Origin of the sequence: Modicisalibacter ilicicola DSM 19980 (genome assembly GCF_900128925.1) — a bacterium.
GTDB classification, from domain to species: Bacteria; Pseudomonadota; Gammaproteobacteria; order Pseudomonadales; family Halomonadaceae; genus Modicisalibacter; species Modicisalibacter ilicicola.
On record NZ_FQUJ01000023.1, the window covers coordinates 15,887 to 41,351 of the forward strand.

Here is a 25,465-nt window from a genome sequence, read left to right on the forward strand (position 1 = left end):
AGAGAAGCGATCAGCGTTGGAAAGATTTTCTTCGCGCCCGGGAAGGGTCGGCGATGCGAGATGAAATGCACTGCAGGAACAATGAGTTTTCTAATGAGAGGAATCTTGAAAGAGCTAGCTTGCTCATGAGAGCTGGCTAAATTCCGTAGTAAATGTTTCTATGCTAATTGGTAGCCCAACATCTTGAAACGCCGGTGATTGATGCGAAGCAACATTTGTAACCGGAGATCGCCTCCTGCCGGACAGCGTGCGATTCTCCACCCGATGCAAGTAAAGTGAGCTGGTACCGGTACCGTCAAGCCGCCATTGTCCATTCCGACCTTCGATCAGGGAGTCGCGCATGTCACCAACGCTGTTGGGCATCGCCTACATGTGCCTCGGCGTGCTGTTTCTGGCCCTGGGCGATGCCGTGGCCAAGTGGCTGGGCGAAAGCTACGCGCCGGTACAGATCGTCTTCTTCCGCACCCTGGTCGCCGTGCCCCTGATCGTGCTGATCGCTCGTTTCAATGGCGGAATACGCACCCTGGGCACGCGACGTCCGTTCGTGCACCTGCTGCGGGGTCTGATCGCCACTGCCACCATGTTCAGCTTCATCCTGGGGCTGACGCTGCTGCCCCTGGCAGAGGTCACCGCCATCGCCTTCGCCGCGCCGCTGTTCATCGCCCTGCTCTCGGTACCGCTGCTGGGCGAGCGCGTCGAACGCTTGCCCCTGATCGCCTCCTTCGTCGGCTTCGCCGGGGTGCTGATCGTGGTGCGTCCTGGCGCGGCAGGGTTTCAGGTCGGGGCGCTGGTCGTGGTGATCGCGGCGATCTGCTACGCGCTCTTGATGATCACCGCGCGACGCTACGGAAGCCGGGAGCAGCTCTGGGCCATGGTGTTCTACGTCACCCTGGTGCCGTTGATCGTCAGCGCGCTGCTGTTGCCGCTGTTCTGGAAGCCCCCCCAGGCGGTGCACTGGGTGGGCTTCGTCGGCGCGGGTGTGCTGGGGGTGGGCGCGATGTCCTTCATTACCCTGGCGTTTCGCCATGCCCCGGCCTCCATCGCCGCCCCCTTCGACTACACGGCGATGGTCTGGGCGGTGCTGCTGGGCTGGTTGATCTGGGGAGAAATGCCCGATACCTGGGTCTATGTGGGAAGCGCGGTGATCATCGCCAGCGGGTTGATCATTGCCTTTCACGAGCGACGCGTGGCGATCAAGGCTCGCCCCTCATCATGATCTTGATGCCGGCCCCATGAAAACGCCGGCTTCTTGAGCCGGCGTGGAGAGAGGCAAGCGCAGGCTCACGACTTGTCGGGCTGCTTGACCATGCGCAGGTAGGGCTTCTTCTCGTCCCAGCCCTGGGGGAACAGCTCCTTGGCCTGCTCGTTGGTGACCGAGGGTACGATGATGCAGTCGTCGCCATCGGTCCAGTTCACCGGGGTCGCCACCTTGTAGTTGTCGGTGAGCTGCAGGCTGTCGATCACCCGCAGGATCTCATCGAAATTGCGGCCGGTGCTGGCCGGGTAGGTGATGGTCAGCCGTACCTTCTTGCTGGGGTCGATGATGAACACCGAGCGCACCGTCAGGGTATCGTTGGCATTGGGGTGGATCATGCCGTAGAGGTCGCTCACCTTGCGGTCGTGATCGGCCAGCAGCGGAAAGTTCAGCCCGCAGCCCTGGGTCTCCTGGATGTCACCGGCCCAGGCCTTGTGATCCTCGAGCGGGTCCACCGACAGGCCGATGGTCTTGACGTTGCGCTTGTCGAACTCGGGCTTGAGGCGCGAGACCTCGCCGAGCTCGGTGGTGCACACCGGGGTGAAATCCGCGGGGTGGGAGAAGAGCACCACCCAGCTGTCGCCTGCCCACTTGTGAAACTCGATCGGGCCATCGGTACTGTCCTGGGTGAAGTCGGGAGCGGTATCACCGAGTTGTATTGCCATGGTCGAACTCCTTGTTGGTAAATGGATTGTGGTCTGGGGGATATCAGGCGTCGTTCGTATGCAGCCGCTCGATGCCCTCCAGCAGTCCCGCCATATCGTCGGCGTGCTCCTCTTCCTGGGCGAGGATGTCCTCCATGATGCGACGCGAGGTGGGGTCCTTGTCTCCCAGGTAGGTGGCGATCTCACGATAGCTGTCGATGGCGATGCGCTCGGCGATCAAGTCTTCCTTGATCATCTCCTTGAGGCTGTCGCCCTCCACGTACTCTGCATGGGAGCGGCTCTGCAGTCCTTCCGGCGAGAAGTTGGGGGCGCCGCCCAGCTGCACGATGCGTTCGGCGAGCCAGTCGGCGTGCTGCTGCTCTTGCTGGGCATGTTCGAGAAATTCCTGCTTGGCGATACTCGCGCTCAGGCCGTCGGCCATGTAGTAGTGACGCTTGTAGCGCAGGGTGCAGACGATTTCCGTGGCCAGCGCTTCGTTGAGGATGTTGATCACGTTCTCGCGATCGGCGGTGTAGCCCTCGGTCACGGCGCCCTGCTCGATATGCTGGCGAGCGCGCTCGCGAAGGGTCTTCACATCGGTCAAGAATGGTTGCTGGGACATGAATCCTCTCCTTGAATCGGGAATGCCAACACAAGCGTAGAACATCAAGGGTCTACTGTGACCCATGAGGTCGCTCGGCGAAAGCGGCGGAGGCGGGCGAATCGAGACTCAGGGCGCCGGACCCACCGTACCAAGATAACGGTTCTGCCAGTAGTCCAGGTCCAGCGACGTGGTGGTGACCTGGCGCCCGCTGCCGGGAGCATGGATCATTTGCCGTTCGCCCAGGTAGATGCCCACGTGGGTCGCCTTGCTGCCGGAACCGAAGAACAGCAGGTCGCCGGGACGGACAGTGTCGCGTTCGGGCAATCGGGAAAACTGCTGATGGGCGGTGCGCGGCACCTGGATACCGGCAGCGGCATAGGCCATCTGTACCAGGCCCGAACAATCCAGGCCACGCGACGTCGTGCCGCCATAGCGGTAAGGAATCCCCAGCGCCTGGCGAGCACTGGCCAGGATCATCGCCCGTTCGATGGAGAGCGCCGACGGCGTCGACGCCTCTTCCTGCACCTTCATCTCGCGACCGGCACAGCCGGCGAGTGCCAGCATCAGCAACGTGACGATCCAGACTCGGCGACGCAGCATGCACGATGACGTCATGAGCGACCTTCGTGGGTATCGGTAGTCGTGACATTCTTACCCATAATCTAGCGTCTCTTCGCGCCGCGGGCCATTGTGGTCGAGCCTCTGTTCGCCCCGGACCGTCGCCTGGGTTGAAACGAACTCCATGATAAAACAGTGTTATAGTCGTTCGTGCCTACAATAATCACTGTTTACTTGGTTGCGAAGGAGTTCTTCCATGATCAGACAACGCTCGTTCACCTTGATTGCCGGTACGGCCCTCGCGATGGCGCCTCTGACATTCCCCATCAGCGCCATGGCGCAGCAGGAGGATGCCAGCGTGCGCTTCTCCGCGCCGGCCTGGCCCGGGGTCACCGTCAAGACCGCCATGGCCTCGGCATTGCTCGAGGCGCTGGGATACCGGCCCAGCCAGCAGGAGATCAGCGCCACCATTACCTACGAGGCGCTCAACCTCGGCGAGGTGGACGCCTTTCTCGCTGCCTGGCTGCCCGGTCAGCAGAGCATGTACGATCCCACCATGGAAAAGGGCAACCTCGTCGACCTGGGCAACAACGTCGACGGTGCGCGGCTGGGCTTCGCGGTACCGCGCTATGTCGCCGAAGCCGGCGTCACCTCGGCCGAGGACCTGGACAAGGAGGAGTTCGCCGAGCGCTTCGACCGCATCATCTACAACATCGAGGCCGGTTCCGGGATGAGCGAGATTCTCAACGGCGCGGTGGACGAGGACATCTACGGTCTGGGCGACTGGGATCTTTCCGAAACCTCGACCCCCGGCATGCTCAGCGTGGTGAAGGATGCCATCAGCAACGACGAGTGGGTGGTCTTCGGCGCCTGGACGCCGCACTGGATGAACATCGAGTACGACATCGTCTACCTCGACGACCCGGAGGACCTGTGGGGGCCGGACAGCGGAAGCAGCGACGTGCGCACCCTGCTCAACAAATCCTTTGCCGAGTCCCACCCCAACGCCCGGAAGTTCCTCGACCAGCTGACGATCTCCTCCGAGGATCAGAGCAAGATGATCATGGGCTTCGGCTACGAAGAACGCGAGCCCGAGGAAGTGGCCGAGGAGTGGATCAAGAACAACCCCGGCAAGATCAAGGCCTTCGCCGAGGGCGTGACGACCCGTGACGGCGAGCCTGCCTGGCCGGCACTGAAGCAGGCCTTCGATCTGTCCGATGCCTGATCGGCAAGGTCGGCTTGGGTGCAAGCCGCAGGGAATATCGCCCGGCACCAGGATGCCGGGCAGCGTCTTTTCAACGACCCATCTGGCTCATCAATGCCGCCTCGACGATCTCGATCCAGTAGCCGTCCGGGTCTTTCACGAAGGCGACGTTCTTCATCTTGCCCTCTTCGGGGCGTTTGACGAACGTCACCTCGTTGCTCTCCAGCCAGTGAATGGCCGTCGCCAGATCCGGGACCGAGAAGCAGATATGGCCAAAGCCCTGGGGTTCGGCATTGCCGTCGTGATAGGCGAAGTCGGCCTGGTCCTCGGTGCCCCAGTTATGGGTCAGTTCGAGTACGCCGCGCCGACTGAAGGTCCACATGGTGCGTTCCCCCACGTCCTCGGGCACCGTCTCGTCCACGTCCACCCGGGCGAGGAAATAGAGCGTGAACTGCATCTCCGGGAAATCCAGCTTGCGCAGCACGCGCATGCCGAACACCCGGCTGTAGAAGGCCAGGGAACGCTGGGGCTCCTTGATGCGCAGCATGGTGTGATTGAAGGTGAAGCCCGAGGTCTCCGGCGGTACCTTCTGCTCCACGCCGGGATGCTGTTCGGTGAATATGGTCATAGAAGCGGCTCCTTGCTGTGCGTCGTTGGCGAGTGCTCTATAGCGTAGCGCACTCGACGGATCGTCTCATTGCCGCCCCTCATTCGGGAGCGTAGCCGGTCATCTCCAGGTAGCCGACCCCCTCCTGGCTGCCCTCGACGCTCACCATGCCCTCCCAGTAGGCAAACGAGGTGTCCATCCACTGGTCCGGATGACGCGCGCGCACCGTCACGTCCAGCCCATGACCGGGCACCTCGACGCGCCAGGTCGTCGGCAGCTCGCGCCCGGCGACCCGGCTGTCATCGAGCGGCGTCAGGCGCAGCTCGTCGCCGACGAGGGGAGTGACCTCGCCCTGGGGCGTGATCCAGCTCCCCGAGAGGTAATCGCCGCCGTCCCCCTTTTCATCGCTGCCCCCGCGCAGGCGGAAGGCCATCAGCTTGGCGCCACCATCCAGATGCAGCGAGAACCAGTCCCAGCCGCTCTGGGTGGGGCCCAGCAACTGGCTGCTCCACTCCCGGTCCAGCCAAGCCCTGCCGCCGACTGCGATGACTTCGCCGTCGAGGCGCAGCTGGCCGGTGACGCGATAGAACGGCTGACTGTAGTACATCGAGCCCTGGCCATCGGCGGATTTCTGACTGAACCCGGCGTCGCCGTGGCGCACCAGCGGCCCCTCGGCATCGAGGTTCAGACGATAGCCGAAGGTCTCATCGCTTGCCTGTACCACAAGACGATCGAGGCCTGCCGTGGCGTCGGTAGCCCGCAGCGACCAGTCGTCGATCCAGGCCGCGAAGGGGGCCGCCTCCACCCCGGCCTGACCGACGCCCCCTCGGGCGAAGCGTTCGCTGAAGCGATGATCGCCCAGGGTCGACAGGGCCGCGTGGGCCATCCACAGCTGTCGGCTGGTCCAGGGCGACGGCGTCTCCAGGGCAGGATCGGCCGGCGCCATGGCCTGGCGAAACAGCGTCCACTGCACGCCGAAGGCTCGCCCGTCTTCGTCGACGAGGTTGGCGGTGAGATACCACCACTCGATGCGGTAGTCCGGGTGCGGGCCGTGGTCGGCGGGGAAGGCCAGCGTCGTGCCGGGGCGTGCCTGGCGGAAGTCGGCGGTGTCCTCGCCGAGGCCGGCATAGCTGGTCGATGTCGGCCGTTCGTCGGGCCAGAACTGCCAGCCCAGGAGCAGTGCGGCAATGAGTGTCAGCAGCAGGAGGATACGCGTCATTCGGCGGCAAACTCCTGCAAGAGCTGGCGGGGCGGAATGCGCCACAAGCGCCAGGCGGGCAACAGGGCGGCCAGGGCGGCAACCAGCGCGGCCAGCACGAGGGTCAGGAGCATCTGCCCGGGAAACAGGTGCAGCGGCAAGCGCCAGCCGAAGGCCGCGACGTTGATCACTGCCACCAGAACCCCGGCCAGCAGCAGCCCCAGGGGAATCGCCAGCAGCGCGGTGCCCAGGGCCGCGCCCACCAGCTGAACGAGTTGCAACCCGACCAGTCGTCCCCGGGACACGCCCAGCGCCCAGAGCGGTGCCAGCTGGGCACGGCGCGTCTCGGCCTGGGCCAGCAGGGTGGTCAGCAGCGCCAGCCCCGCGACCCCCAGGGTCAGCGCGTTGAGCGCCCGGGTGATGGCGAAGGTACGCTCGAACACCTCGGTGGCGGTCCGCTTGAGGGCCTGCTGGTCGATCATCGCGGCATCCCCGAGCAAGGTAAAGCGTTGTGCGAGTGCCCCCCGCAGCCGATCCAGGGCCTGCTCCCGGGCCTGGGTCGGCGCCAATACCACCCCCAGGGTGCCCGGGGGGGCATCGAACCGGGCGGCGAGACGGCTGACCGGCAGCACGATCTCGCCGCGCGGATTGCCGTAGTCCGGGTAGACCGCCGCAATCTGCATCGTCACGACGCCCCGGGACGCCTTCAATCGCAGCACGTCGCCGGGCTCCAGCCCGTGGCGTCGCGCCAGCTGCTCGTTGACGAAGGCTGCCTCCCGGGTCAGCGCGGCCCAGGCCGCCTCGCGACCGTCGAGGGTGTCGAGCAGCGGCCAGTGCCGGCGCAGGATCGGCTCCGGGGCGATGCCGAACAGCGTGACCGGAGAAGCCTCCCCTCGTTCATCGATCAGCCGGGTCTCGGCCTGGCGGGTGGGCAGCAGGGTATCGACCTCGGGACGTTGCCTGAGCCATTCGTGAAGCTCGCCGGCCTGATCGGCAGGCGGGCGCACGTAGAGATCGGCCAGCAGGCGCTGATCGAGCCAGTCGAGGAAGGTCAGGCGGAAGCCGCCGACCATGCTGCCCACCCCCAGGTTGGCGGAAAGGGCCAGCAGCAGTGCCATCATCGCCAGGGAGAGCCTGGGCAATTGCAGTTGCAGGTCGGCGACGGCCCACTGCGACAGCACGGCTCGACCGGGCAGGCGGTGGGTAAGCAAGTGCAATGCGCCACCCAGCAGTGGCGGCAGCCAGAGCGCGGTACCCAGCAGCAGCAAGGCCACCAGCGTGAAGCCCAGGGCGAGCTCCCGCTGCCCGGGCTGGCTGCCCAGTTGCCACCACAGCAGTGCGGCGACGCCCAGCAGCAAGCCGCCGACCAGCGCCTGGACACGTAGCTGGCGTTGCAGCCTGGCGCGCCAGGCCTGGACCTGGCCCAGGGCCAGGACACTCACCCGGGAGGCCCGCCACAGCAGGCTGGCGCCAGCGGTGACGAGCCCGCCGAGGGTGATGGCAAAGCCGCCCACCCAATAGTGCCAGGGCAGGGTCAACGAGCCACTCACCGTGGCATCGTAGAGGGCATCCAGGGTGGCCGCCACGTCAGGCAGCAGCAGTCGGGCCAGGATCACGCCGCTGACGATGCCGAGCAGTGCGCCCAGGGTACCGATCAGCAGCAGTTCCAGACCCAGCGCCAGGACCAGGGTGCGACCCGGCACTCCCAACGCCCGCAGGGTGCGCAGCAACCCCATGCGCTGCTCCAGGGCCAGGCCCAGGGCGGCATGCACGATGAACAGCCCCACCACCAGGGCCAGCAGGCCCATGGCGGTCAGATTGAGATGGAAACTGTCGGCGAGCTGGCCCGGCGAGGCCGGGGCGGCCGGCGAGGTGCGCACGAACGCCGACGGCAGATCGACCCGCCGGTTCGGGGCGATCATCAGCCGGGTCAATCGATGGCCCTTGTCGAGCAGCCGCGCGGCGACCGCGATGTCGGTCACCAGGGTGGCCGGCGGCAGGCCGGAATCGACTTCCAGGGGCGGCAGACGGGCATCGCTGCGCGCGAGGTCGAGGCTGTCCGGGGCCACCCGGGCACGATGGGGCGGCAATAGCCAGTCGCGCAGGGATGCCGCGTCTGCGTCCTGCCGGGCCAGGGGCGTTCCACCGGGCAGGGTCAGGGGCTCGATGCCGATCAACGTCAGCGACTCGCCGTCGGCGAGCTCCAGCTCGCCCTCGATGACCGGCGAGACCGGCACGCCGGCACGCCGCAGGGCGAGATAGTCGTCCAGGGTCAGGGGCGCGTCGTCGCGGCGCTCGACATGATCCAGGTCGCTGCTGAACAATGCCTCGGCTCGGGCGTAGCTCTCCCGGGCCGAGGCGTTGATGGCCTGCACGCCGCTCCACAGGGCGCTGGCGACCCAGAGCCCCAGCAGCAGCATGAGCAGCTGGCCGGGGTGGGGCCGATAGTGCGACAACAGTGTTGCCAGGGTGGTGCGCATGACCGCACTCATCGGCCGGGTTCCAGCAGGCGCCCGCGTGCGAGGCGCAGGCGTCGCCCCATGGGGGCGGCGACCCGGGTGCTGTGGGTGACCACCAGCAGCGCGCAGCCGCTTTCGTCGATCAGCGTCTGAAGCAGTGCCAGCACCTGGTCCGCCACGGCTTCGTCGAGGTTGCCGGTAGGCTCATCCGCCAGCAGCAATTGCGGGCGCGGCGCCAGGGCGCGGCCGATGGCCAGGCGCTGCTGCTGGCCGCCGGAAAGCTGCTCCGGATAGCGATCGTCCAGCCCGTCGAGTCCCAGCCGGGCGAGCAGGTGATCGGTCCAGGCGCGATCATCGCGGCCCGCGAGCCGCGCCTGCAGGGTGAGGTTGTCGCGCACCGAGAGACTCGGCACCAGATGGAACTGCTGGAACACCAGACCCAGCCGGTGGCGGCGAAGGGAGGCGCGCGCGGGCTCGCTCAAGGCGGAGAGGCGTTGGCCATCGAGCTCGACGCTGCCACTGTCCGGCAGGTCCAGGCCCGCGGCCAGGTGCAAGAGCGTCGACTTGCCGCTGCCGGATTCGCCCATCAACGCCAGGCTCTCGCCCGCAGCCAGCTCAAGATCGACGCTGTCGAGCACCCGCAGCGGCCCCTGGGGCGTCGGGTAGGTCTTGGTGATGCCGCTCAGTCGCAGCATGGCGCTCCTATCGGCTAGTCCTGCGTCTTGGTAGAGGTCAGACCCTCATGTAGCAAGGTAGCATTATGGCGCATCATGCCCGCATAGGTGCTGGCTTCGCCTTCCCGGGCCAGGGCGCCGGAGTAGAGCGTGCCGGCGATGGGCAGGCCGGTCTCTTCCGCCAGCTGGCGAATGATGCCCGGGTTGGCGATGTTCTCGAGAAACAGCGCCGGTACCTGATTCTCGCGGATGATATCGATCAGCCGTGCCATGTCGGCCGCAGAAGGGGCAGAGGCGGTGTTCAGTCCCGCCGGCGACAGCAGTCGCACGGCATAGGCATCGGCGAAGTAGCCGAAGGCCTCATGGCCAGTGACCACCACCCGTTGCGCCTCGGGAATGGCGGCCATCAGGTCGTGGATCTCGCGGTCCAGTGCCTCAAGTTCATCAAGATACCGCGCGGCGTTGCGACGATAGGCCTCGGCATGGGCCGGGTCGGCCTCGATCAGCCCATCGCGGATGTTGGCGACATACTGCTGGCCGCGGGCCACGTCCAGCCAGGCGTGAGGGTCGGCCTCACCATGGTCGTGGTCGTGGTCGTGGTCATGATCGTGGTCGTCGTCCCGCTCATCGTCTGCAGGGCCATCGCCCGCCAGGGGCGTGATGCCGTCGCTGGCGGTCACGCGTACGCCGCTGTAGTCGCTGGCCTCGATCAGGCGTTGCATCCAGCCTTCCAGTTGCAGGCCGTTGAACACCAGCAGGTCGGCCCGGGTCAGGTGACGAGCGTCCGTGGGGCTGGGCGAGAAGGCGTGAATGTCGCTATCCGGGGCGACCAGGGAGGTGACGTCGACATGATCGCCCCCCACCTGCCGGGTCATGTCGGCCAGGATGCTGAAGCTGGCCACCACGCGTAGCGGTTCGGCGGCATGGGCACCTGGCAGGCTGGCGGCCAGCAGCAGGGCAAGAATCCAGGCTCTGTTCATCACGTCGTACCTTCTTGGGATGTGGATTGGTCTTCCTCGGCAGAGGATTCCGGCGGCGTCGCCGTGCGGCGCAGCCGTGCCAGCAGGCTATGGTGACGCCCGCACAGCGCCGAGAACAGGTAGGCGATACCGGCCAGCAGGATGATGCAGGGGCCGGACGGCAAGCCGAAATGGTAGGAGAGCAGCAGGCCGCCGGTGCTGGCCAGCATGGCGATCAGGACGGCCAGGCCGATCAGCCCCTCCAGGCGCTTCGACCAGAAGCGTGCGGCGGTGGCCGGCAGCATCATCAGGCCCACCGCCATCAGCGTGCCCAGGGTCTGGAAGCCGGCGGTCAGGTTGAGTACCACCAGCCCCAGGAACAGGCCGTGGATCAGCCCATGACGCACGCCCTGGCCGCGCAGGAACAGCGGGTCGAGGCATTCCACCACCAGGGCCCGGAACATCAGTGCCAGCAGCAGCACGGTGACACTGCACACCGTCGCGATCAGCAACAGCGCGCCGGAGTCCACCGCCAGGATCGAACCGAACAGCACATGGGTGAGATCGACGCTGCTGCCCCCCAGGGAGACCAGCAACACGCCTGCCGCCAAGGAGATGAGATAAAAGCTGGCCATGGCCGAATCCTCGCGATGGCCGGTCATCTGCGACACCCCGCCGGCCAGGCCGGCGACCACCAGCCCCGAGAGCACGCCCCCCAGGCTCATGGCCGGCAGCGAGATGCCCGCCAGCAGGAACCCCAGGGCCACGCCGGGCAGGATGGCGTGGGCCATGGCATCGCCCATCAGGCTCATGCCGCGCAGCATCAGGAAGACCCCGAGAGAGGGCACGGCCAGCGACAGCGCCAGTCCCGCCACCAGCGCGCGACGCATGAAGCCGTAGTCGGTCAGCGGCGTGAGCAGCAGCGCCTCCAGCGTCTCGATCATGGGGTCGCTCCGCGCAGGTCCAGAGGTGGCAGCGAGGTCTGGACACCTTGAGGCTTGCCGTAGCGTTCGAGGATGGCCTGGGGCGTGGACCAGTGGCCACGGCCGCCGGCTAGCAGCAGCACGCACCCCGCCAGGCGTCCCAGCTGCTCGAGATCGTGCAGCACGACGATGATGGTGGTGCCTTGATCGGCCATGTCGCGGAGCACGTCGGTGAGCACCTCGACGGTCTCGCTGTCGACGTTGGCGAAGGGTTCATCCAGCAGCAACAGCTCGGCTTCCTGCATCAGGGTGCGGCCCAGCAGGGCGCGCTGGCGCTGGCCGCCGGAGAGCTCCCCCAGGGGGCGATGGGCAAGATGGGAAATACCCAGGCGCATCATGATCTGGCGGGCCTTGCGGTAGTGCGGCGCGCAGTAGCCCGCCAAAGCGCCATGGCTGGGCCAGGTGCCGGTCATCACCAGTTCTTCCACGCTCATCGGGAAGCTCAGGTCCAGGGCCAGTTGCTGGGGCAGCCAGGCGCGGCGCTCCCGGGGCACGCTGCAGGTGATGCGCCCGGCGACCGGCGGCAACAGGCCCATGATCGCCTGGATGAGCGTGCTCTTGCCCGCCCCGTTGGCACCGATCAGGGCGGTGATCGCCCCATCGGGAAAGCTCCCCGTGAGGTGCTCGAGTACCCTTCGCCCGCCCTGGGCCAGCTGCACGTCTTCCAGTTTCAGTCGCGCCATCAGCCCCAAGCCCCCGTGGCCCAGCTCACCGCCAGCCACAGGAGCGCCAGCGGCACCAGCGCCAGCAACAGACGCCTGCGCGCCGACAGGGACATCAGGGAGAAGTGACAGGGCCCATCCGGGCGGTGACGGTGGGGCATGACAGGGTCCCCAGGGAAAAAGCCAGGGTTATACCATAACCGCGCCAACGTCACCAGGCGAACCCGTCTCCCTCATCACAGCCGCAGGCCGCCATCCACCTCCAATACCCGGCCATGGAAATAGTCGTTTTCCATCACGAACTGCGCGGCGTGAGCGATCTCCTCGGGCTTGCCGAGGCGCTGGAACGGGATGCTTGCCTTGAGCTTGTCGAGCGCCTTCCGGGGCATCTTCTCGACCATGGCGGTCTCGCAGAAGCCCGGCGCGATGGCCGCGACGCGGATGCCATGCCGCGAGAGCTCGTTGGCCCAGGTCACGGTCATGGCCTCCACACCGGACTTGGCGGCAGCATAGTTGGTCTGGCCGACATTGCCCGATCGGCTGATGCTGGAGATGTTGAGAATGACGCCGCGCACCTCCGGGGCCTCGGCGTCGACATGCTCGATCATCCGGGCCGCTGCCTCCCGAGCACACAGGAACACGCCGCGCATGTCGATCTTCGAGACCTTGTCCCAATCCTCCAGAGAGAGCTTCTTCTCTACCTTGCCGTCCTTGGCCTTGACCAGCAGGCCATCCGCGGTGACCCCGGCGTTGTTGATGATGCCGTGCAGCCCTCCGAAGTCCTCGATCAGTTTCTGGAAGCACGCCACCACCTGGTCCTCCTGGGTGATGTCCAGCGGATAGCCTCGGCTCGTCGCCCCGGCCTGTTCGCACTGCTCGCGGGTCTGCTCGAGGCCTTCCTCGTCCATGTCGAGCAATGCCGTCTTGGCGCCACAGCGCGCCAGGCGCACCGCCATGGCGCGGCCCAGGCCGCCGGCGGCACCGGTGATCGCGATGACGCTGTCCTTGAGTTGCATGTCTTCTCCCTCCTTGGGCGGGGTTCAACGTTCGAGTACGTAGTGGCCCGGCGCCTCTTCCAGGGGCTCGTAGCCCTTGTCGGGATTGCCCATGGTCGGCGGCTCGCTCTCGCCGCTGGTGTGCTCCAGCAGCCACCGGTGCCACTCGGGCCACCAGGAGCCCTGGCGCTCCGGCACTTGCGCATGCCAGGTGTCGGCATCGACGTAGGCCGCGTCCGCTGGCTTGTCGGCGATCTGGTAGACCCGCCGCTTGTGCCCGGGCTCGCTCACCACGCCGGCGTTGTGGCCGCCGCTGGTCAACGTGAAGGTGATATCGCCGCCGAGCAGTAGCTGGTTACGGTACACCGAGCGCCACGGGGCGATGTGGTCCTTGCGGGTGGCGACCAGGAAACTCGGCAGGCGGATGTCGCCAAGCAGCACCGGCTGACCGTCGGCCTTGTAGCGCCCCTGGGCCAGGGCGTTGTCGAGATACAGCCGACGCAGGTACTGGGAGTGCATCTTGTAGGGCATGCGCGTGCCGTCGGTACTCCAGGCCATCAGGTCGAAGGTGCCCATGCGCTCGCCCAGCAGATACTCGCGCACGATCCGCGACCAGACCAGGTCGTTGGACTGCAGCAGCTGGAAGGCACCCTTCATCTGCCAATCCTCCAGGTAGCCTTGCTCGCGCATGGCATCCTCGAGGAAATGCACCTGGCTTTCGTCGATGAAGAGCTCGAGTTCGCCGGCCTCCTCGAAGTCCGTGAGGCTGGCGAACAGGCTCAGGCTGGCCAGGCGGTCGTCCTCGTTGCGCGCCATCACCGCCGCGGTGATGGACAGCAGCGTGCCGCCCAGGCAGTACCCCACGGCGTGGACCTTCTGCTCGGGCACGATGGCGTTGACCGCCTCCAGCGCTTCCATGATGCCGGTCTGGCGGTAATCCTCGATGCCCATGTTGCGCTCCTCGGGGCCGGGATTCTTCCAGGAGATCATGAACACCGTGTAACCCTGATCCACCAGCCAGCGCACCAGGGAATTCTCCGGCGAAAGATCCAGGATGTAATACTTCATGATCCAGGCCGGCACGATGAGCAGCGGCTCGGCTTTCACCTTTTCGGTCGTGGGAGTGTACTGGATCAGCTCCATCAGCTGATTGCGATAAACCACCTGGCCTGGGGTGACCGCTACCGTCTCTCCCGGGGTGAACCGCTCGGCGCCCGCCGGGGGGCGTCTCTCGACGAAACGTTCGATGTCCTCCTGGGCATGCAGGAAGCCATCGATCAGATTGCGCCCCGCCCGTTCCTGGGTGCGCTTGAGCACCACCGGGTTGGTCCACACGCTGTTGGCCGGCGAGGCCATGTCGAGCAGCTGGCGACTGATGAAATTGACCACGTCCTCGTGATGCCGGCTCATGCCCGGCATGTCCCGGGTGGCGGTGTCCCACCACTGCTGGTTCAGCAAGAATCCCTGGTGGATGACGTTGAACGGCCACTGCTGCCATTCCGGTTCGTCGAAGCGGTCGTCCTGGGCCGGAGGCGCGATGCAGGGTTCGCATTCGTGACTGGCCATGGCCTGAGGCAGATATTCGGTGAAACGACGCAGGTGCTGCTGGGCATCGAAGGCCAGATGCGCCTGCTTGCCCGGCGAGAGCAGCAGATGCGCCCACCAGTCGGCATAGGCCTGGAAGATCGAGGCCGGCGACAGCCCCGCGGTGAACTTGGCCAGCGCGGCATGATGGCGTTGACTCCATTGCCGGAAGGGGTCCACCTGTTCGGCAGATGACGGCGCCGTGCTGGCTTGCTGGTCGGCCTCGGTGGGAGCGAGGGGGCGTTGGTTACTTGGGGTGGTGGTCTGCGGCGAGCGTGACGCACGACCGGCTTGCTTGGCCATGTTGCCTCCCTGTCAAAAACTGCTGACGTATGGCATGGGCTACCAGTCACTATAGTCCTCGGGCCGGGGATGTCGAAAGGGCGAGCGGCACGCGTGCCTGGCAAGTGGCGATGACGGCTAGTAGCGGATGTGTACCCCCACCTGATTGGGGGCCAGGGTCCAGGCGTACTGATAGTCGAGGTGCATGCCGCCTAGGGAGAGTCGTGCCGGCTGAAAGCGGTTCAGGGCATGCCCGGCCTGGGTGGGCTGAGTGCGCAACTGCAACTCGCTGACCAGCATGCCGGTGGCGAAGCTGATCGCCCCGTCCCCCGGGCGATCGTCACCCAGGCCGATCGCTAGGCCGCCCAGGGTATTCACGATCAGCGAGTCTACCCGTGCCTGCCAGGAACGACGCGCCCGCTCCTCCGCCGCCACTTCGCGCATCAGGTCTCGAGCCTGCTCGAGATCGCCAGCCGCTTGCAGGCGTTCGAACTCACGCCGGGCAGCCGGATGCGGCTGGGTATCCAGGAACATCCCACTCAGGGCCAGCGCGGATTTCACCGTACCCACCCGCGCGTCGAAACGATCGTCGTCGTCATCCGCCTCGCTGGCTTCATAGGCATTGACCGCCAGGCTCGTCGCGTAGATCCCCGTCCATCCGTAGTGCCAGATCTGCGCCTGGCGCTCGCCGCGCGACAGGGCATCTTCATAGGCCTGCCACTCTGCCTGCTGGCTGGATTGGGCCCAGGTCGCGGTGGGCGTCAGGCACAAGAGGAAAAGGAGCAGGGCGGCCGGGGTGGGGTGGATGGTGGGCATGGGGATTTCCAGAGAGTCCTTAATGGGGTGTCAGGGAGTATAGGGTAGGGCAATCGAGGAATTAAAATGCCTCGGCTTGGCTTTTCGAAACTTTAGAAGGTGGCGAAAGATGCTTAGATGACTGAAGCCAAGGAAATTCCAACAGGCAGGGATCAATATGGATGACTTCTCACCCACATCGCTCAAGACGATTCTGCATTCAAAGCGAGCGAATCTATATTATCTTCAGCATTGCCGTGTCTTGGTCAATGGTGGGCGTGTGGAGTATGTCACCGATGAAGGGCGCCAATCGAAGTATTGGAACATTCCCATTGCCAATACGACTTCGATTCTGTTGGGAACCGGCACCTCGATTACTCAAGCAGCTATGCGCGAATTGGCCAAGGCGGGTGTGCTGGTCGGCTTCTGTGGCGGTGGAGGCACACCGCTCTTTTCCGCCAATGAAGTCGATGTAGATGTCGCCTGGTTCAACCCGCAAAGCGAATACCGGCCCACCGAGTATCTGCAGCACTGGGTGCGCTTCTGGTTCGATGACGAGAAACGTCTCGAGGCGGCCAAACGCTTTCAACTGGCTCGGCTCTCACGCATCGAAACCCATTGGCTTGGTAGCAAGCCATTGCTCGATGCCGGCTTTACTCTCTCGTCGGATCGCTTGAATTCGGCCTTGGGGCTGCATCGCGAGGCCATTATCAAAGCCCCAAGTACCCTCGACTTACTGACTCTGGAAGCACGCTTGACCAAGACGTTATTCAAGCTCGCAGTACAGGCAGTGGATTATGGCGAGTTCACTCGCGCCAAGCGCGGTAGTGGCACGGACCCGGCCAACCGATTTCTCGATCACGGCAACTATCTGGCCTATGGTCTGGGCGCCACCGCTACCTGGGTACTGGGCATTCCTCATGGCCTGGCGGTACTGCACGGCAAGACCCGGCGCGGTGGGCTGGTGTTCGATGTGGCAGATCTGGTCAAGGATGCGGTCATTCTGCCGCAAGCCTTTATCTCGGCGATGCGTGGCGATGAGGAGCAGGAGTTCCGCCAGGCCTGCATCGAAAGCCTTACTCGCAGCGAATCCCTGGATTTCATGATCGACACCCTGAAGGAGATCGCCATCGATCTAGGGGGCGTCGAGTCATGAATGTGCTGATCGTCTCCCAGTGCAACAAGAACGCGCTCAAGGAGACCCGGCGCATTCTCGATCAGTTCGCCGAGCGTCGTGGCGAGCGGACCTGGCAGACGCCCATCACCCAAGCGGGTCTTGATACCTTGAGGCGCCTACTGCGTAAAACAGCGCGCAAGAATACCGCCGTGGCCTGCCATTGGATCCGCGGCCGAGATCATAGCGAACTGATGTGGATCGTCGGTGATGCCAGCCGTTTCAATATGCAGGGCGCCGTGCCCACCAATACGACCCGTCGCAATATTCTGCGTACTGAGGATGAAAATGATTGGCACAGCGGGCGTTTGATACATCTTCTGGCATCGCTGGCGGCGCTTTTTCATGACCTAGGCAAGGCTAGCCGCGCTTTTCAAGACCGGCTTCATGGCCGCCTCGAAGGCCGCAACCTCTACCGCCACGAATGGGTATCGCTCAGATTGCTGGAGGCCTTCGTCGGCGAGGATGAAGATGCCGCCTGGCTATATCGACTCGAACACTTCACTTTTGATGATGATGCCTGCTGGCTAGACCGGCTCAAATGCGATGGGCTGATTAATGGTCAACAACAGTCGAAAACACCGTTTGCGGGAATGCCGCCGCTTGCCGCAGCGATCGGTTGGCTGATTCTGAGCCATCATCGCTTGCCCGCATTGCCGGCTTTCGATGAGAACGGACAACAGAAATGGTCCGGTGCCCGAGGAATACTCAATGCTGCTATCTTGCCTGCGTTGCCAGAGGCTTTCACCGCTGCCTGGAATGAAAGGGTAGAGAACACCTCGCCGGCAGAGGTTGCGCCCTACTGGGAGTTTCCCGAGGGGCTGCCCGTTACGAGTGATGCTTGGCGCCAACGCAGTCAGCGACTGGCGCGGCAACTGCGAGTCGTCAGTATCACTGCACCACCGCTGGAATCGCCCTATGTGATGCATCTAGCACGCTTGGCTATGATGCTCGCGGATCATCACTACTCGAGCCTGACCGATGCTGGCCGCCTGTCCGGCGATTGGTCTACGGCGCTATATGCGAATACGGCTGCCCTGCATGGCAAGCGTCGGCTGTGTCAGCCGCTTGACGAGCACTTGTTAGGCGTGACACGCACGGTGGGCGAAATCGTTCACCGTCTGCCGGACATGGAAAAAGGCTTGCCGCGCATTGCGCGACACAAGGGATTGCGACAGCGTAGCCGCGACAGCCGCTTTCGTTGGCAGGACCAGGCATTCGACCTGGCAGTAGGTGTGCGAGACAAGGCCCGTGAGCAGGGTTTTTTCGGGGTCAACATGGCTTCCACCGGCTGTGGCAAGACAATCGCCAACGGTCGAATCATGTACGCCTTGAGCGATCCTGAAGAGGGGGCGCGCTTCTCGATTGCGCTTGGTCTGCGAACGCTTACGCTGCAAACCGGGCAAGCTTACCGGGAAAGATTGGGGCTGGGCAGCGACGACTTGGCCGTTCGGGTCGGGGGTAGTGCCAGCCGAGCATTATTCGAGCATCAGCAGCGAAAAAGCGGCGGCTCGGAGTCGCGAGCCGCTTTGCTGGATGAGCAGAGTCATGTCCATTTCGAAGGACGGATCGATGAGCACCCTCTGCTGTCACGGGCTACACAAGATCCACGTGCCCGCGCGCTGATCAGCGCGCCCGTGCTGGTGTGTACGATTGACCACTTGATACCGGCGACGGAAAGTTTGCGCGGCGGCCACCAGATCGTACCTATGCTGCGGTTGATGGGCAGTGATCTCGTGCTCGATGAGCCGGATGACTTCGATATCGACGACCTTCCCGGCCTGACGCGTCTTGTTTATTGGGCCGGGCTGCTTGGCTCACGGGTACTGCTTTCCTCCGCCACGTTGTCGCCGGCATTGGTGCGCGGCCTGTTCGAGGCATATCGAACCGGCCGCGCAGAGTATCAGCGCCATCGAGGTGTTCCTGGAACCCCAGTGAGCCCTTGCTGCGCTTGGTTCGATGAGCACGGCTGCACCCAGCAGATATGTGCCGAGGGCGAGGAGTTCGATGCCGCCCACATAAAGTTTGCTCGGCAGCGTGCCGCCCGGCTCAGCGGTCAGGCTCCGGCTCGCCGGGGGTATCTCGTCCCGCTGTCTGCGCCCTCCGCTCACCCGGAGGATGTTTATCAGGCAGTGGCACAGACAATACTTACGCAAGCGTGCGCCCTCCACGAACAGCACCACGCCGTTGACCCCCACAGTGGCAAGCGAGTCAGTTTCGGTCTGGTGCGCATGGCCAACATCGAGCCATTGGTGGCCGTTGCTCAGGCGCTTTATCGGTCGGATATTCCGGAAGATCGGCAGATTCATCTATGCGTTTACCACTCGCAGTTCCCTTTGCTGCTGCGCTCGCGCTTGGAGGCCCGGCTGGACCGAGTGCTGGATCGGCGCGAGGAGAACGCCGTGTTCGGTCTTGTCGATATTCGTACAGAGCTTGATGGCAGCCCTGCTAGGAATCAGTTTTTCATCGTGCTTGGTTCGCCGGTCACGGAAGTCGGTCGTGACCATGATTACGATTGGGCGATAGTCGAGCCCTCTTCAATGCGCTCTATCATTCAGCTCGCTGGCCGCATACGGCGCCACCGTCCCGAGCCCGCTCATGCGCCTAATATTGCCCTGCTTGATACCAACGTCCGTCATCTGAAGCGGGCTGCACCGGTATTTAGCCGACCGGGCTTTGAAACAGAGAAGCGCTGGCCGCTGGTGACGCATCAACTGGCGGAGCTATTGAGAGCCGATGAGATCGAACACATCGACTCGCGCCCGCGACTGATGCCGGCAGAAGTGCTCGATCCCACCCAAAAACTCGTAGACCTCGAACACACACGACTTGCCGCGCTCATGGTCGAGGCAGCCGCCACTCCCGGGCAGCGACGCAAACGTCGCGGCGAGCCGGCGCAGGTCGATCTGGGGGCGTATCTCTTTTATCGCACCTCATCGATGACCCTCGGGGCGCTGGCAATGCAGCAACAGCCTTTTCGGGAAGACAACGAGCCTGAGTGCGAATTCGTGCTGCTGCCGGATGAGGGCGAGGAAGACTACGGTTTCTGGCGGGTGGACCAAGAGGGAAGGGACGAGAGGCTGACGCCTGTGGAGTCCGAACTGGATCGCCTGCCGGATGACGTCTTCAGCCATGCACGCATCGCGCCATGGAACGAGCCCGACTACATGGCTGCGCTGGCGGATCAGGCCGAGGCCATGGACATGACCATAGAGCGTTGTGCCCGACGCTTCGGGCGCATCCGCTTGAAAACGAGCTACGCCCCGCAGGGGTGGCATTTTCATCCTGCGCTGGGGTTCGTGAAGCGGAAATAAAGCAGCCGCCCTGGATAGGTTGGCTGCTGCTGCCTGTGCGGCAGCGAACGAGTTTCAAGCGTTTTAGGACGCTGGCCACTATTTCTAAGCAACCTGTTCGGTTGCAGGTGGGATTCTACCATCCAAACGGTAGGTGTTGCTCTTGAGGGTTTGTAGAATATTAGGATGCTAGACACTAGGTTTGATATTTAATGCAGGCCAGTATATTGTGTCTTCAAGCTCAGATGCTGTGAGTGAGGTGCTCGCCCTATGAGTGGCCGCTCAAAGGGCGAGTAAAGCACCGATAACATCTGGTCTGCTTTCGCAAGCGCAAGGAGGTATGAGGATGATTAGTTATCGTCCCGTTAGAAGAGATGGATAGTTCGATCCAAAGCTGCCCCAAGCGTTACCGCGCTTGGGGCTCATTATGACATGCCTTTGGTATGCCACCCAAGATAAGGCAGATAAACGATGTCAGCAGACCCCCAGCCCCACAGGTCAATACGTGACATGATCGAGTGGTTTATTCATGACCGCTTCGCGACCAAGGTAGAAAAGCTCGCAACAGGTGACCCCAGCTATCTCGAACTCCAGCAGCAGTTTGAGCCGGAAACCTGGCTTGCCAATGCTGCCCATCGTGTCAGTCAGCTGCAGGTAGTCACGCATTCACTGAAAGCAATTCATCCTGATGCTAAGGGCACGAATCTCTACGTCGAGCCCGGCCCACTTGTGCAAAACGGACTGGTGGGCAGCCACTGCCTGCCAGCCGATTTTCAGGGTGACGTCGTCGGCAATGCCGCGGCACTAGATGTCTACAAGTTCCTCAAGCTGGAGTGGCAGGGGCGCTCGCTACTGGGGCTGGCGCTCGATTTCGATGAAGTATTGATTGATGCCTTGAGCCAGGATCGAGAGAAGGCCAAAAGCTGGATGCGTGCCTTCGCCAGTATTACCGAGCCCAAGGGCAAGCCAAGCTCTCATGTTCGGGGCAAACAGATATATTGGCTGGTCGGCGACGATCCCACCGATAACGAAAGCTATCACCTGTTGGCGCCGCTCTATGCTACAGCGCTTACACACCGCTTCTACGCGCAAGTCAGTCCCAATGCCTGGTTCTTTGGTGATCACAATAAGGCAGCACGCAAGGCACTGAAGGATAAAGCGCCCTTTGAGGGAGGCTATATCAGCTACCCCAATTTGGCAGCCCAGAAGATGGGCGGCACCAAGCCACAGAACATCTCGCAGCTTAATAGCGAGCGAGGTGGGCAAAATTATCTGTTGGCGTCACTGCCTCCAAATTGGGAGTCGCGTGAAATTTACGCACCGATGCGAGAGCCGTTTCGAGCGTTCAAGCGACGTCCGGCTGTCCGGAAGATCGTCGATGAGTTGAAGCGCTTTCTGGAAGTGGGTCCTGCCAAGAATATGCACACACGTGATCTGCGCGATGACTTGACCGTTATGTTGGTCGACGAACTGATGCTATTTACCTTTGATATCCACTCATTGACGCCTGGCTGGACGACTGACGAAAAGTGTCAGCTGGCTCCAGAAGAGCAGTACTGGCTGGACCCGGGGCGAGCCGATGAAGATGGTGAGTTTGCCGAAGCGCGACGTCGATCTGATTGGCATGCAGCCGTAAGTTCACGTGCTGCCATCTGGCTTAATCGTGAATTGGGCCATAAGAGCCGTCTGCACTTCGGCGATGCAGAGCATCATCGCTGGGAGCGCCAATTCGAAGGCGTTATGACCGAGTTCCGCCGTCAGCTCAACGATCTGCAGGACGCATTGCGTGATGAAGAAGATATGGAGGCCCTCGCATGATCAATCATCTCTTGGTGCTTCCTCGGCTGCGCATCCAGAACGCCAACGCTATCTCTAGCCCAATGACCTGGGGCTTCCCCGCCATGAGCGCGTTCATAGGCATGATGCAGGCGCTAGAGCGCAATCTACCGGAGGATATCAAACTGGTCTTCAACGAGATTGGTGTGGTGTGTCACCGCATCGACCCCCAAGTCACGGAAGGTAGCTTCACGCGCGCCTTTCACCTAACCCGCAATCCGGTAGATAAGACAGGCAGTACAGCTGCCATCGTTGAAGAAGGCCGAGCGCACCTGGAAGTCTCGTTATTGATCGGTGTCGAGGCAGACGGCGGAGATGACCTGGAAAGCGCAGAGCGACGACAAGCGATTGCCCAACGACTGTACCGGCAGGTTCAGGGGATGCGCATCGCGGGTGGAAGCGTGGTGCCGCCGCACCCCGGCGAGCGGTGCTACCGACCGGAATTGATCAGTTTCGATGCCAAGGAGGCAGAAAGTGCCAATCAATGGCGACGCCTCAAGCGTCGATTACTGCCGGGTTTTGCCTTGGTGTTACGTGACGATCGGCTTATCGAGCACACCGCCACGCTTCAGGAAAACGACACCAGCGCTACGCCGCTGGACGCCTGGCTAGACCTCTCGCGAATCAATTACGAGTGCCGTGTCACGCAGGGCGCGGATGGCAAGAAGCAAGCGAGCTGGGAAATTCGCCGCCCTTACCCCGGCTGGCTGGTACCAATCCCGGTTGGTTACGGCGGCATTTCCGAGCTATTCGATCCCGGCGAGGTGGCCAATGCCCGCGCCACTGACGTGAAGTTCCGGTTCGTCGAAAGCCTTTATTCGATCGGTGAGTGGGTAAGCCCTCACCGTATTCAGGATCCCGAAGCCCTTATGTGGTTTGTGGAAAATGACCTGAAACACAACATCTATCGCCTAAGTAACGCCTACACCGATACCTTGATCAACGACTGAAACAGGAGCCTTATCGTGGCCAAGAACGATACTCTCAAGACCGCTTCCGTCCTCGCCTTCGAGCGCAAGCTCGACCCATCCGACGCGCTGATGTATGCCGGCGCCTGGGCGCAGCGCGGAAGCATACAGGACTGGCAGCCCATCAGCATTCGCGAAAAATCCGTGCGCGGCACCATCTCCAATCGCCTGAAAGCCAAGGATCAGGATCCCGCCAAGCTGGATGCCGCCATCGAAAATCCCAACCTGCAAACCGTTGATGTCGCCACGCTACCCAGCGATGCGGATACTCTGATGACGCGCTTTACCCTGCGGGTATTGGGCGGCGCAGGCAAACCTTCCGCCTGCAACAATGCGGATTATCAGGCCAAGCTGAACGAAACGGTAAAAGGCTACGTCAGTGAACAGGGCTTCACCGAACTGGCGAAGCGCTATGCCTACAACCTCGCCAATGGGCGTTTTCTCTGGCGCAATCGTATGAGCGCCGAGCAGGTCGAGGTCCGCATCAGTCTCGTGGAGCAAGGGCAGGCCACCAGCAGCTGGACCTTCGATGCGTTGAACCTCTCGCTACGTGGCTTTGAAGCTCCGCAAGCGGCACAGCCCGATCTGGAGGCGCTGACTGCTCGAATTCGTGACGGCCTTAGTGGCGAGCGTCATGTCCTGCTGGAAGTCGTCGCCTTTGCCCGAATTGGAGAAGGGCAGGAGGTCTTTCCTTCCCAGGAACTGATACTTGATCGCGGGCGCGGCGACAAGAGCAAGACGCTGTATGAAGTCGATGAGATCGCCGGCATTCACTCACAGAAACTCGGCAACGCCATTCGCACCATCGATACCTGGTACCCGCTGGAAGAGGGCGAGGATCTTGGCCCCATCGCCGTCGAACCCTATGGTTCCGTGACGACCCAGGGTCGTGCTTATCGCCAGCCCAAGCAAAAAGCCGATTTCTATTCGCTTTTGGATGGCTGGATCATCAAGGATCAGGTGCCTACGGTGGAGCAGCAGCACTTCGTGATGGCGACATTGATTCGCGGCGGTGTGTTCGGCGAGGCGGGCTGAATCATGGATCACTACATCGACATCCGGCTGCGACCGGACCCCGAGTTCTCCCGGGTGATGCTGTTGCGAGCGCTGTATAACAAGTTGCACCGTGCCTTGTTCGATCTGGATGCCCACGATATCGGCGTCAGCTTTCCCGAATACCGGCTTGGCGTGCAGGCCCGCACCCTGGGGGAGCTACTTCGTCTCCATGGCAATCGGCAAAGGCTCGAGCAACTGATGGAGAGTGACTGGCTAACCGGTATGCGCGATCACGTCACGTTGAGCAATGTGCAAGCGGTACCCGAAGGAGCAGCCCACGTTGAGGTAAAGCGTCGGCAGTTCAACACAGGCAGCGAAAGCCGCGCCAAGCGCTATGCGAAACGCCACGGTGTAAGCCTGGAGGAAGCGCGGCGGTTATACGCCACACCGGCCTCACGCCGCATCGAGCTGCCGTTCGTGAAGATCAATAGCCGTTCAAGCCAACAGCGCTTCTGCCTGTTTATCGACCATGGCAAGCCGCAGAAGGAGCCCGTGCAAGGTGCGTTCAACCACTACGGTCTAAGCCACGATGCCACGGTACCCTGGTTTTGACCCTTTTTTGCAAGGGATAAATGAAGGGCGGTAAAACAACGGGTTAGCGGTGTCGTCTTTAAAAGGGTGATACCGTGCCTTTTACAGGAGGCTCTTTAAAAATCAGACAATTAGCGCTATTTTCTTCTAGTTCGCTGCCGCCCAGGCAGCTCAGAAACCACCAAGCACGAGCCAAGCGCAGCTTGTCAGGTTCGCTGCCGCCCAGGCAGCTCAGAAAGATGATGTGCGGTCCCTGGTCGATGTGCATGAGTTCGCTGCCGCCCAGGCAGCTCAGAAATGGTCGAGTGGGATCGGTGAGGGTGTTTGTCCGTTCGCTGCCGCCCAGGCAGCTCAGAAAACGATGACGATGCCGCTCCAGAGCAGCAATTTGTTCGCTGCCGCCCAGGCAGCTCAGAAAAGGCGTGTACCGATCTCGTTGATGGTAATTGCGTTCGCTGCCGCCCAGGCAGCTCAGAAAAAATTGTGAAAGGTGCGACGTTTTGTCTGTAAGTTCGCTGCCGCCCAGGCAGCTCAGAAAACCGCCATTTGAGGGTGTCGATGTTGATTGGAGTTCGCTGCCGCCCAGGCAGCTCAGAAAACGGCTCTGACCAATGCGGGAACCGCCATCGCGTTCGCTGCCGCCCAGGCAGCTCAGAAAAAGCACCAGACGTGAACATCCGAAAGCACCGCGTTCGCTGCCGCCCAGGCAGCTCAGAAAATCACGCACCTTCGATGCCGGGAGGTTCATAAGTTCGCTGCCGCCCAGGCAGCTCAGAAAACGGCTCTGACCAATGCGGGAACCGCCATCGCGTTCGCTGCCGCCCAGGCAGCTCAGAAAAAGCACCAGACGTGAACATCCGAAAGCACCGCGTTCGCTGCCGCCCAGGCAGCTCAGAAAATCACGCACCTTCGATGCCGGGAGGTTCATAAGTTCGCTGCCGCCCAGGCAGCTCAGAAATGGCTTGGTGACGCGCATCAATTCTCGAACCAGTTCGCTGCCGCCCAGGCAGCTCAGAAAATCCCGCTGAGGCGCATTTTCTATCTGGAGACGTTCGCTGCCGCCCAGGCAGCTCAGAAAAATAGCTTTCCTTGAGTTCGACCGCAACAGCCGTTCGCTGCCGCCCAGGCAGCTCAGAAAAGGTGG

Annotated in this window: 22 protein-coding genes and 1 CRISPR repeat array; of the genes, 8 read left to right on the forward strand and 14 right to left on the reverse strand. The window is 62.8% G+C overall.

What is annotated here, in order from left to right; all coding sequences use genetic code 11:
- The first annotated feature begins 340 nt into the window (after positions 1–340).
- Positions 341–1,216: a DMT family transporter gene (locus tag BUA41_RS17670; protein ID WP_072825385.1), complete on the forward strand. Its 876-nt coding sequence runs from the start codon at positions 341–343 to the stop codon at positions 1,214–1,216.
- Positions 1,217–1,281: 65 nt separating this feature from the next.
- Here the strand turns inward: BUA41_RS17670 and BUA41_RS17675 are convergent, their stop codons facing one another.
- The 3 genes from BUA41_RS17675 to BUA41_RS17685 form a co-directional block, all read right to left on the reverse strand.
- Positions 1,282–1,920 carry a peroxiredoxin gene (locus BUA41_RS17675; RefSeq protein WP_072825387.1) on the reverse strand — a complete coding sequence of 213 codons (639 nt, stop codon included), beginning with the start codon at positions 1,918–1,920 and terminating at the stop codon, positions 1,282–1,284.
- Positions 1,921–1,963: 43 nt separating this feature from the next.
- A complete protein-coding gene (locus BUA41_RS17680; RefSeq protein WP_072825389.1) occupies positions 1,964–2,521 on the reverse strand; it encodes a ferritin-like domain-containing protein in 558 nt (185 codons plus the stop codon).
- Between the two features lie 108 nt (positions 2,522–2,629).
- On the reverse strand, positions 2,630–3,118 hold the full coding sequence (locus tag BUA41_RS17685; RefSeq protein WP_245791956.1) for a C40 family peptidase: 489 nt from the start codon (positions 3,116–3,118) through the stop codon (positions 2,630–2,632).
- 199 nt (positions 3,119–3,317) lie between these two features.
- Between BUA41_RS17685 and BUA41_RS17690 the strand changes: the two genes are divergently transcribed.
- Positions 3,318–4,286 (forward strand): ABC transporter substrate-binding protein, encoded by a 969-nt coding sequence (locus BUA41_RS17690; RefSeq protein WP_072825393.1) that lies wholly within the window; start codon positions 3,318–3,320, stop codon positions 4,284–4,286.
- A 70-nt stretch (positions 4,287–4,356) separates the two neighbouring features.
- Here the strand turns inward: BUA41_RS17690 and gloA are convergent, their stop codons facing one another.
- The 11 genes from gloA to BUA41_RS17740 form a co-directional block, all read right to left on the reverse strand.
- Positions 4,357–4,893 carry a lactoylglutathione lyase gene (gene gloA, locus BUA41_RS17695; protein WP_072825395.1) on the reverse strand — a complete coding sequence of 179 codons (537 nt, stop codon included), beginning with the start codon at positions 4,891–4,893 and terminating at the stop codon, positions 4,357–4,359.
- 79 nt (positions 4,894–4,972) lie between these two features.
- Positions 4,973–6,091, reverse strand: coding sequence for a lipocalin-like domain-containing protein (locus BUA41_RS17700; RefSeq protein ID WP_072825397.1), 1,119 nt, complete (start codon positions 6,089–6,091; stop codon positions 4,973–4,975).
- Positions 6,088–8,562 (reverse strand): FtsX-like permease family protein, encoded by a 2,475-nt coding sequence (locus BUA41_RS17705; RefSeq protein ID WP_245791957.1) that lies wholly within the window; start codon positions 8,560–8,562, stop codon positions 6,088–6,090. Before BUA41_RS17705 ends, BUA41_RS17700 begins: the two co-directional genes overlap by 4 nt.
- Complete coding sequence (locus BUA41_RS17710; RefSeq protein ID WP_072825399.1) at positions 8,559–9,224, reverse strand: ABC transporter ATP-binding protein; 666 nt, start codon at positions 9,222–9,224, stop codon at positions 8,559–8,561. Before BUA41_RS17710 ends, BUA41_RS17705 begins: the two co-directional genes overlap by 4 nt.
- A 14-nt stretch (positions 9,225–9,238) precedes the next feature.
- Positions 9,239–10,183 carry a metal ABC transporter solute-binding protein, Zn/Mn family gene (locus BUA41_RS17715; protein ID WP_072825401.1) on the reverse strand — a complete coding sequence of 315 codons (945 nt, stop codon included), beginning with the start codon at positions 10,181–10,183 and terminating at the stop codon, positions 9,239–9,241.
- On the reverse strand, positions 10,183–11,106 hold the full coding sequence (locus BUA41_RS17720; protein ID WP_072825403.1) for a metal ABC transporter permease: 924 nt from the start codon (positions 11,104–11,106) through the stop codon (positions 10,183–10,185). The genes BUA41_RS17715 and BUA41_RS17720 overlap by 1 nt, the downstream gene beginning before the upstream one ends.
- Positions 11,103–11,828 carry a metal ABC transporter ATP-binding protein gene (locus BUA41_RS17725; protein ID WP_072825405.1) on the reverse strand — a complete coding sequence of 242 codons (726 nt, stop codon included), beginning with the start codon at positions 11,826–11,828 and terminating at the stop codon, positions 11,103–11,105. Before BUA41_RS17725 ends, BUA41_RS17720 begins: the two co-directional genes overlap by 4 nt.
- Positions 11,828–11,968 carry a hypothetical protein gene (locus BUA41_RS19335; protein WP_175547005.1) on the reverse strand — a complete coding sequence of 47 codons (141 nt, stop codon included), beginning with the start codon at positions 11,966–11,968 and terminating at the stop codon, positions 11,828–11,830. Before BUA41_RS19335 ends, BUA41_RS17725 begins: the two co-directional genes overlap by 1 nt.
- A gap of 75 nt (positions 11,969–12,043) precedes the next feature.
- On the reverse strand, positions 12,044–12,823 hold the full coding sequence (locus BUA41_RS17730) for an SDR family oxidoreductase (RefSeq protein WP_072825407.1): 780 nt from the start codon (positions 12,821–12,823) through the stop codon (positions 12,044–12,046).
- Between the two features lie 24 nt (positions 12,824–12,847).
- Positions 12,848–14,689: a PHA/PHB synthase family protein gene (locus tag BUA41_RS17735; RefSeq protein WP_072825409.1), complete on the reverse strand. Its 1,842-nt coding sequence runs from the start codon at positions 14,687–14,689 to the stop codon at positions 12,848–12,850.
- A gap of 117 nt (positions 14,690–14,806) precedes the next feature.
- Entirely contained in the window at positions 14,807–15,484 is a 678-nt protein-coding gene (locus BUA41_RS17740; protein WP_072825411.1) for a hypothetical protein, read from the reverse strand.
- 157 nt (positions 15,485–15,641) lie between these two features.
- Between BUA41_RS17740 and cas1f the strand changes: the two genes are divergently transcribed.
- The 6 genes from cas1f (at position 15,642) to cas6f (ending at position 24,342) form a co-directional block, all read left to right on the forward strand.
- The gene (gene cas1f / locus BUA41_RS17745) at positions 15,642–16,619 is read left to right on the forward strand and encodes a type I-F CRISPR-associated endonuclease Cas1f (RefSeq protein WP_072825412.1); all 978 of its coding nucleotides are present in this window, start codon (positions 15,642–15,644) and stop codon (positions 16,617–16,619) included.
- Entirely contained in the window at positions 16,616–19,951 is a 3,336-nt protein-coding gene (gene cas3f / locus BUA41_RS17750) for a type I-F CRISPR-associated helicase Cas3f (RefSeq protein ID WP_072825414.1), read from the forward strand. The genes cas1f and cas3f overlap by 4 nt, the downstream gene beginning before the upstream one ends.
- Positions 19,952–20,440: 489 nt before the next feature.
- Complete coding sequence (gene csy1 / locus BUA41_RS17755) at positions 20,441–21,748, forward strand: type I-F CRISPR-associated protein Csy1 (RefSeq protein ID WP_084671801.1); 1,308 nt, start codon at positions 20,441–20,443, stop codon at positions 21,746–21,748.
- Positions 21,745–22,716 (forward strand): type I-F CRISPR-associated protein Csy2, encoded by a 972-nt coding sequence (gene csy2, locus BUA41_RS17760; protein ID WP_072825418.1) that lies wholly within the window; start codon positions 21,745–21,747, stop codon positions 22,714–22,716. The genes csy1 and csy2 overlap by 4 nt, the downstream gene beginning before the upstream one ends.
- 15 nt (positions 22,717–22,731) lie before the next feature.
- A complete protein-coding gene (gene csy3 / locus BUA41_RS17765) occupies positions 22,732–23,769 on the forward strand; it encodes a type I-F CRISPR-associated protein Csy3 (RefSeq protein WP_072825421.1) in 1,038 nt (345 codons plus the stop codon).
- 3 nt (positions 23,770–23,772) lie between these two features.
- Complete coding sequence (cas6f, locus tag BUA41_RS17770) at positions 23,773–24,342, forward strand: type I-F CRISPR-associated endoribonuclease Cas6/Csy4 (RefSeq protein ID WP_072825423.1); 570 nt, start codon at positions 23,773–23,775, stop codon at positions 24,340–24,342.
- A gap of 129 nt (positions 24,343–24,471) precedes the next feature.
- Positions 24,472–25,460: a CRISPR direct-repeat array (repeat unit 29 nt; unit sequence GTTCGCTGCCGCCCAGGCAGCTCAGAAAA).
- Positions 25,461–25,465 lie beyond the last annotated feature (5 nt).